This window comes from Streptomyces sp. NPDC005808, from assembly GCF_042871385.1.
Taxonomy (GTDB): domain Bacteria; phylum Actinomycetota; class Actinomycetes; order Streptomycetales; family Streptomycetaceae; genus Streptomyces.
This window is the reverse complement of sequence record NZ_JBIAIK010000004.1, coordinates 176,846-189,937: the sequence shown is the minus strand read 5'-3', so window position 1 is coordinate 189,937 and position 13,092 is coordinate 176,846. Positions and strand designations below refer to the sequence as shown.

The window sequence follows — 13,092 nt, the reverse complement described above, 5'->3', positions numbered from 1 at the left end:
AGGTAACAGATACGACATGGCTTGGCCTTAGACATCGGCAGCCTTTCGTTGTGCTCGGTAGAAAGCCGTTCGGCAGCGAGGCGAGCAGTAGCGCTTAGGGCGGCCACGGCCAGGCCGATAGGTGGGTTCCTCGCACCCCTCGCGCTCACAGGTGGCGTTCTCGCGCTCTTCCTGTATCTCTTCCATCTGCTCAACCAAATCGTCCTGCAGCGACATGCAGTCCTCGGACGCCTGGCGCGAGTTGTAGTCGCATATCCGCTGGTTCCTGTAGCGGACGGCGAAGGAGTCGCCGCACAGCTCGCAGTCTCTTTTCTCCCTGGGGCGCTTGCTATCTCGGTACTCAGCGACTCGGCATGACTCGGAGCAGTACTTGCGCTGACGGCCTGTCAGGTGCTTATTGCAGTGCTCGCAGGTTAGCCACCCGTCACCGATCAACATGGGGTGTGTTCCTTTCGGTTATGTGCTACGGGTCTCTGTTTTGCCTTAGAGATCTCTATAGCTAATTTGTTATGCGTACAGAGAAAGAAAAAAAGAACAGCTAACAGAGAGTGATTGATCGCCCAACCTCCTTGCGCTGTCTCAGCCGGTCTGCTTCTCCGCATACGCGTACTTACGACAGTTGTCCGAGCAGTAGCGCCTTGGGCGCCCCATGCCATTCTGGACCAGCGCGTTTCCGCACCGCTGGCACTTCTCGGCGGAGTCGGCGGCGCGCAGGGCACGTGCTATTTCCTGCTGTGTCTCCAGCACTTCGGGGGCACCCTCGCGCAGTAGGTTGCCGGACTTCCATAGGGCGCCTTCGGCTACGCGGAGTAGGCGGATTAGCTCGTTACGGGTCATGACTTTCGTACTTCCTTCCGTCATTAGGCGTCGTCGTATCGTCCTGACTGACTGTCAGAACCATGACGAAATATGGCCAGAGAGAAGCCGCCCAGCGCGATGCCGGACGGCTTGTCTTCAGAATCTGGGGATTTCAGGCGGCCACTAGACCGGCCTTGCGCTTCGCTTGCTTCTCCGCGTGCAGACCTAGCATGGCGAGCCGCTTAGCCTGCAATACGGGGTTATTGCCCATGTTGCTTTGCAGTGCGCGGACCAGTCGGCCACGGTGTGAGTTCTCATTCTCCCAAGACATGATGATCTTGAGCATGTCTTCCGCCGCCATGGTGTCTCCCTCTCTCCAGCGGGGTGCGCCCTTACAGTCTTCGGTCGCGCCGAATGCTTCTGAGTGAGTCGGTTGCCTCGATTACCTGTGTCGAGCCGGTCGCCAGCGCCGTTCGCTGCCTAGCTGACGCGGTGTCAGAAGTGCTACGTGCCCCGCTCGGCGCATGAAAGCCCCGCCTGGAGCCTGTGGGAAGCAGGACGGCGAACGGGGCTCAGTGAGGCGCTCAGCGGTATAGCCAGGCCCCTAGGCCGTCCTCCCGTAGCCGCTTCAATGCCTTACTGCGCGTAGAGGGGACTTGTGCTCTACCGATGCCCAGTGCCGCCCCTATCTCGCCGTCGCTCATGCACCTGTGCTCGCCGATTCCGTACGTCATCTGAATCACCGCGCGCTGCTTCGGGCCCAGGTCCATCAGGAGTAGCCGCACACGGGCCGCTGACGCTCGCGTGGCTGACTCTGAACACTCGGCCGGTAGTGGGGCGGCCAGGTCTTCCGGAAGCGCCGCAGTGGGACACACGGCGATCCGCACGGCTTCAGCGGTCGCCGGACTCATACGCCATGTCAACTCACCACTTTGCAACAGCCGTTCGGCCTCTTTGAAATCGCCGTTGGCGTGCTTCACCGCTGAGCGCCACAATGACGCCTCAGTCACGCTGATCCCTTGGTATCGCATGGCGCAGTGCGCAGCATTCATTGCGCCAGTCACGGTCTTGGCCACGTAGTGGATGAAGTGCTCCACCGTCACGCCGTTAAAGCGGCTGATACAGCGCCACGCAGCCTCGCGCCCCACCTGTCTTAGGTCTTCTGTGTGCGTCAGGCTAATGCGCCGTGCGCGCGCCCTGATCAGTCCCTCAAGTTCCTTGAGAATGCCAGTAATTGCGTCAGCGTCCCCGTCGAGCGCGTACCCGAGTTGCGTTTCATTGAGGTTCATGCGCTGAAGGTTAGCCATTATGTGATGTGCCGTCACCTACGAAAAAAGCCCCGCCCGACCACAGGGGGCCAAGCGGGGCTGAGCGAGCCTCTCAGGGGCGCTATGCGGCGCTCATTCCGTCAACTCCTCTTCCAGCGCGAGCGCCATTAGTGCGGCTTCTGCCGGGTTGACGCTGCGCCACCATTCCGGCCCCTCGAAGATGATTTCCGCCCGATCCTCGCTGAATCGCCGCTCAGCGCCCTTCGGTAGGGGAGCAACCTTCACGACGGCACCGAACTCCCTGAGCATCGCGTTACGGCCCTCTGTGGTGCGCTGGGCCCATGCCTGCGCAAGCGTGATTCCGGAATCCACCCACTCGGTACGGGCAGGCGTAGCCGCTTCGCTGAGCAGGGTTACCCGCTTCTTTTCCAGCGCCTCAATCTGGCTGATTACGGCCTGCACCACTCGCCCCCCGGCAGGCAGCGCCGAAAGGTTCCCAGCCAGGTTATCTAGCGCTTCATCTGTCTCGCGCAATTCGCGGGCAACGTCACGGCCCCGAGACTCAACCTTGTGCATGAGGGAGAATCCGCCAAAGCGCTTCAGGAAATCAGTAGAGCAAAGCGTCTCTAGCCCTCTGGCCTGAACGATGTTGGACGCGTGCTCACCGTGCTTGCCTACACCCTTCGGGCACACGTAGGTGGAATAGTCCTTGTCGCTGACTACGCGCTTTTGGTGGTACATGGGGCCTTGGCATTCGGAGCACTCCGCCACATGCAGAAGCAGTGCCTTACCGGTGCGCTCCTTCCCCCTACCAACTGCACGCTCATCGAGGGTTTCCCGGAGCGTCGTCCACGTGTCAGCGTCGAGCAGTTCCGGCCCAACCTTGTGCGGTTCGCCGTTAGCGTCCAATACCGGCTGGTGGTTCAGCGCAGTGCGAGGCTTTCCGGGCGCTGACTGAATCAGGAATCCGCGCACGGCAGGCGTAATGAGAATGTCCCGCAGCGTCGTCGTGCTCCACTTCGATCCGCGCACCTTTCGGCCGTCGCGCTTCCTGGCATGGTCAGCGGGTGGCAGGATTCCCCGCTCGTTCAGATCGTGCATAAGGCTGGACAGCGATGCGCCCTGGTAAAGCAACTTCTCTACGCAGTCACGGACAATGGCGGCTGCCCCGGGGTCGATATCGAGGTATGTTCCGCCGTCGCGCCTGACGAGTTTGAAACCGTACGGCGGTGCCCCGCCCAACCATCGGCCCACACTGCGCAGATGCTGTTTTGAGGCGTTGATGCGCGCCCTAATGGTTTCCCGCTCGTGCTCGGCGAATGCTGCAAGTATGTTGGCCATGAATCGGGAAGATTCTGGCCCTAGCGTGCCATCAACAGTGACCAGGGTTGCGCCGCTGTGCTCGGTCAGCTCCCAGAGGAGCGCGAATTCCAGGACGCTTCGGGAGTACCGGTCAAGCTTGACTGCCAGCACGTAGTCAGCGCTGTGGAGTGCGTCAAGAACCTTCGACATGCCGGGCCGGTTTTCGAGCTTACTTGCGCCGGAAACGTCAACGTCTTCAGCGACGAGAACAACTTTCCACCCACGCTGTTTCGCGTATGCCTCACACGCTGCCGTTTGCGAAGCAATGGACGTAGATGCGTCGCTGTCCCGGGAAAGTCGGACGTAAACGATGACTGTTGGCTGCCTCATTACCTGCCCCTCCTGACTCGACGTTGTCTGTCGGGTCGAATGCGTGAAGTGGCAAGGGCAGCATTCGGGCGGCTGCGGGACGGTGCACGCGAACGCCGCGGCGCAGGTGCCGGCTCGCCTGGAGGCCCTGGGCACGGCCGCCGGACTCGATCGGGCCGCTCTGCACAGCCAGTTGGCGGCGGCGTTGTCGGTGGTCCTGCATCTCGTACGTGACCGGGCCGGGCGGCGCCGGATCGCCGAGGTCCATGTACTGGAGCGAGACCCGTCGGGGCTGGTGGTGACAGTGCCCGCGCTGCGATGGGGCGCGGAGGCCTTCGTGTACGAGCGGGGGTGGGAGCGGCTGCAGGGGCTGCTTCGGCACGGGAGTGAGGGGCGGCAGTGAGGGCTCGGAGGCGGGATGGGAACGGGGAGTGGGATGGCGATCGGTGAGATGTCCGGGATGTCGTTCGGGGTGGCCATGGCGTGTGCCGGGGCGGCGGCCTGGCTGACGGGCGGGCGGGACTCGGGGGCACGCAGGGCGCGGCTGGTGTTGGCGGAGGGTGGAGTGGTCGGGTCCGATCCGCCGCCTTGGGAGAAGGCGTTCGTCGGATGGCGGCGGCTGACTGGGCGGTTGCGGGTCGAGGGTTGGTCGCTGGTCGCCGGGCTGGTGATCGCGCTGATCGGTACGTCCGTGGTGCCGCTGCTTCTGGGGGTGGCCGGAGTGCCGCTGTTCGGGAGGGTGCGGCGACACGCGGAGGCTCGGCGGGAGTTGGAGCGGCGGGGGGATGCGGTGATCGGCCTGTGTGGGGCGATCGCCGGAGAGGTGCGAGCCGGGAGGCAGCCGGCCGAGGCCTTGCTTCGGGCGGCGCGCGAATCGGCAGGGCTCGGTGAGGCGCAGGCGCAGGCGGTGGTGCTGGCGGCGGCGCGGTTCGGCGGGGATGTGCCGGGCGCGCTCACCGATGCCGCACGGCAGCCGGGGGCCGACGGGCTCGTGGGGCTCGCCGCGTGTTGGCGCGTGGCTGTGGACCGGGGTGCGGGGCTGGCCGCGGGGCTCGACCGGCTGGAGGGGGCATTGCGTGCCGACAGAGACCAAAGGGCCGACCTGCGGGCGCAGTTGGCCGGATCACGATCCACCGCGGTGATGCTCGCGGGACTGCCGGTTCTGGGGCTCCTGCTCGGTACCGCCTTGGGCGCCGATCCGCTGCACGTACTGCTGCACACGGGTGCCGGTTTGGCCTGCCTGCTGATCGGCGGGGTCCTGGAGGGCGTGGGGCTGTGGTGGGCCCTGCGAATCGTGCGAGGAGCGGAGGCCGCATGAGCACGGAAGTTGTCCACAGGCTGGGGGTAGCGGTGTGTGCAGTGCTGGCCTTGGGCTGGCTGGCAGGGTCGCTGTACGCGGCGCGGCGCGAGCGGCGGGTGCGTCGGAGGCTGGCCGCGTTTCCGGCCTTGGAGGTGGCGCCGAGCGCGCGGCGCTTCGAGTTGGCGGGTGTGGGACGGCAGTGGCTGCCCGTGGTGGGGGCCGTGTGTGCCGGCTGGGTGCTGGTCGGGGGCCTCGTCGGGATCCTGGTGGGTCTGGCCACCGGGTTCGGGGTCTGGCGGTGGCGGCAGCGACGGGGCCGTGGCCCTGTGGAGGGGCACGACAGGGCGCGCGCGGCGCGACAACTGCCGCTTGCCGCTGATCTGTTGGCGGCGTGCATCGCTGCGGGCGCGGGCCCCGTGGTGGCCGCGCAGGCCGTGGGTGAGGCACTGGGGGGACCGGTGGGGGAGCGGCTCGCACGAGGTGCGGCCGAAGTGCGCCTCGGGGGTGAACCGGTCGTGGCATGGCGGAGCTTGGCGTCGATACCGAGTGGCGGGCCGCTGGCGCGGCTCCTGGAGCGCGCGGGCGAGTCGGGCGTACCGGCGGCCGTGCCCGTCGGTCGCCTTGCCGCCGAGGCTCGCGCCGAGTGGGGGCGCACCGCCACGGCGCGGGCGCGTCGGGCGGCTGTCATGGTCACCGCGCCGGTGGGGCTGTGTTTTCTGCCCGCGTTCCTCGCTATCGGCGTGCTGCCTGTGGTGATCGGCCTGGCGGGCGGGCTGTTGGGAGGGAGCGATGGATGACCCAGTGACCAGCGACCAGCGACCAGCGACCAGTGACGGTGTGCGGTGTACAGAAAATGATCAATGGGCGTGGACCTTACGGGGGTTGAGATGGGCAAGGCAAGGCCAGTGCAGGTACGGATGCGGGTATGGCTTCTCGGGCTGGCGCGGAGGGACGCGGGAATGGTCACCTCCGAGTACGCGGTGGGAATCATCGTTATCTTGGGTCTCTGAACGATGTCAGTTATGTAAGGCAAGTAAGGTAGTTCTGCACTTGCCTTAACGGTATCCAAGGAGTGTTAGGCACGTTGGCTACGTCTGCTGTCCTGTACCGGCACTACCGAGCTGAGCGGGCCATATCGGGGGACGGGTCTACGTACTGGGTCGTCGTTAACGATGCCTTCGAGCTGCACACCGAGGCGTGCGCCTATCTGGTGGGGCTCAAGAGCGACGACCGGGCCTACAACACCCAGCGCACGTACGCGGGCCGGATCGCCCTGTATCTGTCGTACTGCACCGAGAACGCGGTCGACTGGTCCCGGCCCGGACTCGCCCAACTGATGGCGATGATGCGGTGGTTGATCGATGAGCCGCTGCCACCGAAGGGCCGTCGCCCGGCTGCCGAGCCGCGCTTTCGCGACAAGGGCACGGCGAACAAGATCATGGGTACGGTCGGGGAGTTCCTGACGTGGTCCGCGCTGCAGGGCTGGGTGCCGGCGAGCGTGGTGAGCCAGCTCGTGCAGCCGAAGTTCCTGCACTACGCCCCGTCCGGGTTCGATCCGGGTGAGGACGGCCAGCATCGGACGATCCAGTCCCGGAGGATCAAGTACCGCGTCGCGGTGCCGGGTTACGAGTGGCTGTCCGACGACCAGATCGAGAAGGTTCTCGACTGCACGACGCACGCCCGTGACCGGTTCCTGGCGTCCGTGCTGGCGGTCACCGGTATGCGTATCGGCGAGGGGCTGGGGCTGCGGCGCGAGGATATGCACTTCCTGCCCGACTCCACCTCGCTGGGCTGCCGGATCGAGGGACCGCACGTGCATGTTCGGCGCCGCCTGAACAGCAACAACGCGTACGCCAAGTCGCGCTATCCGCGGTGGATTCCGGTGGAGGCCGAGACAGTGGAGCTGTACGCCGCCTACCGCTTCGAGCGTGACGCGGTGCCGGAGGCGGAGGGCTGCGACATGGTGTTCGTGAACCTGTTCCGCGCCCCGCTGGGCGAGCCGATGAAGTACCCCAGCACGTATGAGCTGTTCAAGCGGCTCGCGGACCGCGCCGGGTTCCGCGCCCGGCCGCACATGCTGCGGCACTCGGCGATCACTCGGTGGCTCCGTTCCGGGATGGCCCGCGATGTGGCCCAGAACATGGCCGGGCACCAGTCGCCGCAGTCGATGGACCCCTACACCCACGCAACCGACCAGGACAAGCGCGACGCCGTCAAGCTGGTGGCCGCCAAACGGAAGGAAGCCCGTCAGTGACGGTGTCCGGCAATGTCGTCCCGCTCCACGGGCCCCGGCGGGACGCCGGCCAGGCGGTGGACGGTCTGCCGCCGAAGGTCCTGATCGAGTGGACTGCGTGGCTGCGTGAGCGGATCGTGCCCGCCTGGCGGCCCGGCGAATGGGACGGCGAGACCCGCCTGTTCAGCGGTGACGTCGACCACGCGGGCACGGCCGTCTTTCGGTGCGATGTGGCAGCCTGTGACGCGCTCACCCGCATCCGGCGGGGCCTGTGCGCGACCTGCGAGAAGACCCATCGGGCCGGCAGTCTGGGGCTGAAGGAGTTCAAGGCCGCGTACGTGCCGGACCGCAACCGGGTGATCTCCGGTGAGCGGGCCGACTGCCGTGTTCAGGGGTGCCCGCGGGACTCGGTTCTGTGGGGCCTGTGCAACGCGCACGGTTCGCTGCGGCACAAGGATCTGCAGCGCGACCCGGGCTCCGAACTGGAGGAGTGGATTGAGCGGCAGTCGCCGTACGGGCCGTCGCCCGCCTGCCTGGTGGCGGGCTGCCGTTACGACGCGCGGGCGACCTGGGGGCTGTGCGGCATACACCAGAGCCGCTGGAAGAAGGCCACGGCCGCCTCCCGGGGGCGGCGGTCCGCGCCGCCGGCCGCGTGGCTGGAGAAGCAGGCGCCGTTCCTGAACGTCCACCAGTTCTCGCTGGCCCCGCTGCATCCGGTGGCCCGTCTGGAGATGCTGTACGCGCTGCAGCAGCGCGACGAACGAGGCCAGAAGATCGACCCTGTGGCCGTGCGTCAGGCCGTCTCGCACCTCGCGGAGCGGGCCGAGTCCATCGCCACCGCGACGGCCGGACAGCTGCCGAGCGGGACGCAGGCGAACGTGGACGCCCTGGTGCGTGAGACGCACCGCATCCTGCGCTCGGCGTTCGACCGCTTCGAGGGCATCGACCCGAGATGCAGGGACGTGCTGGACCTGGCCGAACTCGGCGTCAAGAGCCTGCGCGGGGGTATCACCCAGCGGCCGCTGGGCCTGGACGTGACGGACATCCGCCAGCCGTGGCTGCGGCAGATCCTGGTCACCTTCATCGCCGAGACGAAGCCGAACACCACCGAGGCCCGAAGGGGCCTGCGGGTGTGCTCGGCAGTCTCCCGGGCCCTGGATACGCGGCCCGGCGGCGGCGTGGACCCTTCGGCGCTGGTCTTCGTCGACATGAACGCCGTGGTCGACACCTTCCGCGTGCTGCCCAAGCTGGACGGCGGGCCCATGTCGAGCAAGCAGCGCGGCGGGTTGCTGTCGTTCTTCTTCAAGATCCTCGACTACAACCGGGCCGCGGGGCACCTGGACGGCATGTCCGCGAGCTTCGCGAGGCACTCCAGCCACGTCATCAAGGCCGAGGAGGTCGACGAGGACGATGTCGGCAAGGCCCTGCCCGAGTCGGTCATCGGCCAACTCGACGACTATGTGGACCTGTTGGGGCAGGGTGCGACACACGGGAAGATGACGCCCGAGCAGGTCCAGGCGATGGCCCGCGCGGTCTACGAGCTGCTGCGGGACACCGGCCGGCGTCCCTATGAGATCGCCGAGCTGAGGACGGACTGCCTCGAACACGCCGATGGCGAATGGCTGTTGATCTGGGACAACCGCAAGGGAAGGCGTCTGAACCGGCGCCTGGAGCTTGAGCGCGACACCGTGGAGACCGTCCGCACGTGGCGGGCCGTGCGCGAGACGCTCGACCTGCCCACGGGCAGCGAAGGGTTCCTGTTCCCGCCGGCCGGCGAGAACGGCAAGATCCGTCACCTGGGGTCCGAGCAGATCGCGGCGATGATCCGTAAGTGGGCCGACAGCGTGCCCGTCCTGCTGTCCGAGGAGTTCGACAGGAACGGCGACCGGGTGCCGTTCGACCGCTCGCTGATCTATCCGTACGCGTTTCGGCACTCGTTCTGCCAGCGGTACGCGGACGCCGGGGTACGAATCGAAGTACTGCGCGAGCTCATGGATCACAAATCCATGCAAACCACCCAGCGGTACTACCGGATCAGTCACAAGCGGAAGCGGGAGGCGGTCAACGTGATGCGCCTGCACACCGTGGACCGCAGGGGCAGGTCCGCGCCGATGGCGTCCGCTACCGCGTACGAGGCCCGCTCGGTGGCGGTGCCGTTCGGCAACTGTACCGAGCCCTCCAACGTCAAGGCGGGCGGAAAGGCATGCCCGATCCGCTTCCAGTGTGCCGCCTGCCCCTCCTACCGGCCGGATCCGTCGTACCTGCCCGCCATCGAGGATCACATCCGCTCGCTCAAGGCCGACAAGGAGATGGCGGTCATGATGGAGGCGGACGAGTTCGTGGTGAAGAACCTGGACGACCAGGTCGCGGCCTTCCAGGGAACGGCCGTCACGATGCGGAAGCTGGCGGAGGCCATGAGCCCTGAGGAACGCAACGAGGTCGAGGAGGCGTCGTCCGTCCTGCGCAAGGTGAGGGCCACCCAGGGCCACGGCGGAGCCGTGTCCCTGGGCATGCCGGGCTTGCCCGGCCGGCGCGGAGGGAGCACGGCATGAGCGAGGCGAAACGCACCCCCGGCGACGTCCTGCGCGACAGCCGCAGGAAGGACAGCCAGTCCAAGAGGGCCAGGGTGCTGGCCACGGTGGACGCGATGAAAGCCAAGGGCGAGACGGTCACCTTCCTCGCCGTCGCCCGCACCGCCGGCGTGTCCCGGTGGCTCGTGTACGCCGAAGGGGTGCGCGAGCACATCGAGGCCGCGATGAAGAGCCAGGCCAAGGCCGAGCGCCGCACGAAGCAGGCTGGCCGGGACGCCTCCGCGGCGAGCCTGGCCACAGACCTGGCCCTGGTCCGCGAGGAGAACAGGGCCCTGCGTGAGGAGCGCGACCGCCTCAAGAAGGCCGTCCAGCGCTCGCTGGGCGCCCAACTCGACCAGGCCGGGACCAAGGAGCTGACCGAGCGGGTCAACGAGCTCCTGGCGGCCGTGGAACGGATCACCCTGGAACGCGACGAGATACGCGCCGAACGGGACAACCTCAAGCGCAGACTCACCGAGACCGAGGACGATCTGACCGCCGCCCGCGAAGCGGGCAAGGAGATGTTCAAGCGCATCAACCGCGCCTGACCCGGCGCGGTACGAAGGGGCCCGGCGGCGACAGCTGCCGGGCCCCTTCGAGGTCAGGCCGAGGCGGCGGACTGATCCGAGGTCAACTCGGCGATCTGGGCCTCCAGGTCCGCGATCCGCTCCGCCTGGCGCCGCATGGTCCCCTGGTTCTTCACGACCTTGCTGCCCAGCCTCTCCACGCCGCTGAAGGTCCTGATGCCGCCTTCGGCGGCATCAGCCATCTGCCCGAACGCATCTGCGTCGACGCTGTTGGGGTTGCCGGCCTCGAATGAGCAGGCCCGGTGCATGTCGCCCATGTAGGCCACAGCCTTGCGGCAGGCCAGCAACGCGTCCCGGGCACCGAACTCGTCGCCCTGGCCCAACTTGTGGAAGCGTGTGACCCTCGCCCCGCGCTTGAGCGGGTCGCGGGAGTGCATGAACTGCTCCAGCCGGTGCCCGAGCACGTGGGCGGCGGCACGGGCCCTGGGCACCGCCCGCCGCAGGCGGCTGCCGTCGGGGATGCCGGTGCCGCGGGAGATGTCCGCGTAGGACAATTCGCGGCCCGCGTTGGGCCCGAGCCACAGCAGAACATCGATGGCATCCTGCTCCATCTGGGAGGGGGTGTCACTGTCGCGTTTGGGACTCACCGGAGCTTCTTCTCACTCTCGTCCAGGAACGCTTGCAGAGCCTCGTCGTTCAGCGCTGTGTAAGGGCCGGCGGCCAGGTCACGGATGAAGGCGATGGCCACTTCGGACGCGGTGCACAGATCGGTGATGGCCCTGCTGCGCTCCCCGGTGAACTGCACCTGGTGACGCTGCAACAGCGACAGCGCCCGCAGCGTGGCCAGGCGGACCTCGGTCATCTCGGTGAAGACCTGCAGGGCCACGTCGGGCTCGGAGGGTTCCCGCAACGTGGTGCGAACGGCCCGCTCCACTTCCGCCGCCTCCTCGTCCTGGGCCCGACGCCCCGGGGACACGTCCTCCCCCTCGCCCTCCTCGGCCGCCTGGCCGGTTGCCTCGCGCCGCTCGAACTCCGCCAGCGCTTCCCGGGCGGCGTCACGGGTGGTGGCATCCGCCAGGATCGCGGTCTTCAGCGCCTTCGGCTGTTGAGCGACGTAGACCGGGGAACCTGGCTTGACCCCAGCCCGCTCGGCTTCCTCCTCGATCGCCTGCCGTCGCTCGCCGTTGTTCATGCGAGCCTCGTAACTGCGGTAATAGCCGTGCTCGCCGAAGAACGGCACCTCCTCCTCATCCGGCAGATCGACATGGAGACCGGGCTCCAGCTCGTCGATCGAGGGGACACGTCCGTCGGCTGCCGCCCGCTTCCATGCCTCGTGAAAGGCCATGATCCGCTTGGCGGAGCTTCCGGATCGGCGGGCGAACTCGCGCGCGCTGATGCGCCGGAAAATGTTTCGGCCGAAACATTTCGTGGACGCCTGTTCGAATCCAACGCCGCGGTTCTCGTCGGGCTCGACGCGGCGGGCGATCAGGAGGGCTCGGGCCCAGCCGCCTTTGCGGTCGTGGGTGGCGAACTCCTCGATATCAGCGTTGAGACGGTCCTCGCCGTCATCTGCGGCTGGCTCCATCACACGCCCACCAGGTCCGGAGTGGCGGCCCGCCCGCGGGCAGCGGGAACCGCGTCCTTCTTGACCCGGACCCCGATCCACATGGCGAGGACTTCCACGGTCCCCAGCGCCTCCACGCAGGCGGTCGTCTCCTCCTGGGTGAAGTCCAGGACAGCGGACGGCGGGTACCGATGCATGAGAGCGGTGATCTGGTCGTTCAGCCGTACCAAGTCCCGGGCCAGGGCCTGGGACTTGCTCGGCTTGTCCGTGCCGCGGCCGGTGCGGCCCTCGCGGTCACGGCGGCGCTTGTCGTCCATGGCCCGCTTCACCGCGTCACGGAAGGCGTCGTCCTCCTCCACCAACTCCCGCAGCACCTTGTCCCGTTCCACGGGAGGCAGGGACCCGAGGTACTGAGCCACGGACATGTCGCTGGCGGGGTCGAGCAGGTCCTGCAGCCCGGGGCCGATGCCCAGGGCACGGCGGTACTGGGGGGCGCTGATACGGCCGACGCCGGCCCCGCCCGCTTCCTGCAGCAGCGAGCGCAGGGTGTTGTAGTCCTGGTCATAGGGCTTGCCGGAGGGGGCCAGGCGAGCGCCTTCACGAAGCGCGCTGTAACTGACGTGGATGCCGCTGTCGGCCACGAGATGCCGCACCGGCGGGGTGCACATGCGGGCGGTGTGCCGGTACTCCCGGGCCGTCCTGGGGCTCAGGCCGATCTCGTCGCAGTACTGGTCGAAGGCGCCGTCGGGGCCCGACGGCGTGACGCTCAGCAGCTTGTCGCCGATGACGAGGCGGTTCTCGCAGCCCTCGTTCATCAGCCGACGGCCCTCACGCACGTCATGGTCTGTGTAGCTCATACGGATGTCCCATCGCAGTCAGCTCGACGGGCGCACACTAATCAGCCGGAATCGCAAAAATACGCGCATCCAACTGACTTGGAAGGGAGGCGAGTTGACGCCATCGCGCCGCGGCCTGCGACGCAGGCGCGTCACCGCGCCCTGCGGGGGTCACCCGCGAGGGGGACCGACTGCCGCCATGCCTGCTCTCGCGACAGGTGAATAGGCGAGCCCACCCGTAGGGGACCCCGGATGCTGTCACCCTTCGCGTCGTTCCGCGAAGGGTGACCGACTGCGCGGACAGGGAAGGGTGTCAGTGCCCCAG

Annotated in this window: 12 protein-coding genes and 1 pseudogene; 6 read left to right on the top strand and 7 right to left on the bottom strand. The window is 67.3% G+C overall.

Annotated features, from left to right (window positions below; genetic code table 11):
• Positions 1–579: 579 nt before the first annotated feature.
• The 4 genes from ACFYPC_RS11165 to ACFYPC_RS11150 all read right to left on the bottom strand — a co-directional run bounded on the left by ACFYPC_RS11165 (position 580) and on the right by ACFYPC_RS11150 (position 3,758).
• Positions 580–837: a hypothetical protein gene (locus ACFYPC_RS11165; RefSeq protein WP_388673711.1), complete on the bottom strand. Its 258-nt coding sequence runs from the start codon at positions 835–837 to the stop codon at positions 580–582.
• A 133-nt stretch (positions 838–970) separates the two neighbouring features.
• Entirely contained in the window at positions 971–1,159 is a 189-nt protein-coding gene (locus tag ACFYPC_RS11160; RefSeq protein WP_388673709.1) for a hypothetical protein, read from the bottom strand.
• Between the two features lie 223 nt (positions 1,160–1,382).
• Positions 1,383–2,087, bottom strand: coding sequence for a sigma factor-like helix-turn-helix DNA-binding protein (locus tag ACFYPC_RS11155; RefSeq protein WP_388673707.1), 705 nt, complete (start codon positions 2,085–2,087; stop codon positions 1,383–1,385).
• A 111-nt stretch (positions 2,088–2,198) separates the two neighbouring features.
• Complete coding sequence (locus ACFYPC_RS11150) at positions 2,199–3,758, bottom strand: recombinase family protein (RefSeq protein ID WP_388673705.1); 1,560 nt, start codon at positions 3,756–3,758, stop codon at positions 2,199–2,201.
• Positions 3,759–3,819: 61 nt separating this feature from the next.
• Here ACFYPC_RS11150 and ACFYPC_RS11145 point away from each other — a divergent pair.
• The 6 genes and pseudogenes from ACFYPC_RS11145 to ACFYPC_RS11120 form a co-directional block, all read left to right on the top strand.
• Positions 3,820–4,140, top strand: a pseudogene (locus ACFYPC_RS11145) (ATPase, T2SS/T4P/T4SS family); the annotation flags it as partial.
• Positions 4,141–4,173: 33 nt separating this feature from the next.
• A complete protein-coding gene (locus ACFYPC_RS11140) occupies positions 4,174–5,055 on the top strand; it encodes a type II secretion system F family protein (protein WP_388673703.1) in 882 nt (293 codons plus the stop codon).
• The gene (locus tag ACFYPC_RS11135) at positions 5,052–5,834 is read left to right on the top strand and encodes a type II secretion system F family protein (protein WP_388673701.1); all 783 of its coding nucleotides are present in this window, start codon (positions 5,052–5,054) and stop codon (positions 5,832–5,834) included. The genes ACFYPC_RS11140 and ACFYPC_RS11135 overlap by 4 nt, the downstream gene beginning before the upstream one ends.
• A 410-nt stretch (positions 5,835–6,244) precedes the next feature.
• Entirely contained in the window at positions 6,245–7,291 is a 1,047-nt protein-coding gene (locus ACFYPC_RS11130) for a tyrosine-type recombinase/integrase (RefSeq protein ID WP_388674319.1), read from the top strand.
• A complete protein-coding gene (locus tag ACFYPC_RS11125) occupies positions 7,288–9,822 on the top strand; it encodes a tyrosine-type recombinase/integrase (RefSeq protein WP_388673699.1) in 2,535 nt (844 codons plus the stop codon). The genes ACFYPC_RS11130 and ACFYPC_RS11125 overlap by 4 nt, the downstream gene beginning before the upstream one ends.
• Positions 9,819–10,388: a DUF6262 family protein gene (locus tag ACFYPC_RS11120; protein ID WP_388673697.1), complete on the top strand. Its 570-nt coding sequence runs from the start codon at positions 9,819–9,821 to the stop codon at positions 10,386–10,388. The genes ACFYPC_RS11125 and ACFYPC_RS11120 overlap by 4 nt, the downstream gene beginning before the upstream one ends.
• Before the next feature lie 53 nt (positions 10,389–10,441).
• Here the strand turns inward: ACFYPC_RS11120 and ACFYPC_RS11115 are convergent, their stop codons facing one another.
• The 3 genes from ACFYPC_RS11115 to ACFYPC_RS11105 are packed head-to-tail and all read right to left on the bottom strand — an operon-like array spanning position 10,442 to position 12,788.
• On the bottom strand, positions 10,442–11,014 hold the full coding sequence (locus ACFYPC_RS11115; protein WP_388673696.1) for a hypothetical protein: 573 nt from the start codon (positions 11,012–11,014) through the stop codon (positions 10,442–10,444).
• Complete coding sequence (locus tag ACFYPC_RS11110) at positions 11,011–11,952, bottom strand: hypothetical protein (RefSeq protein WP_388673694.1); 942 nt, start codon at positions 11,950–11,952, stop codon at positions 11,011–11,013. Before ACFYPC_RS11110 ends, ACFYPC_RS11115 begins: the two co-directional genes overlap by 4 nt.
• Positions 11,952–12,788: a hypothetical protein gene (locus ACFYPC_RS11105; protein WP_388673692.1), complete on the bottom strand. Its 837-nt coding sequence runs from the start codon at positions 12,786–12,788 to the stop codon at positions 11,952–11,954. The genes ACFYPC_RS11110 and ACFYPC_RS11105 overlap by 1 nt, the downstream gene beginning before the upstream one ends.
• Positions 12,789–13,092: the final 304 nt, after the last annotated feature.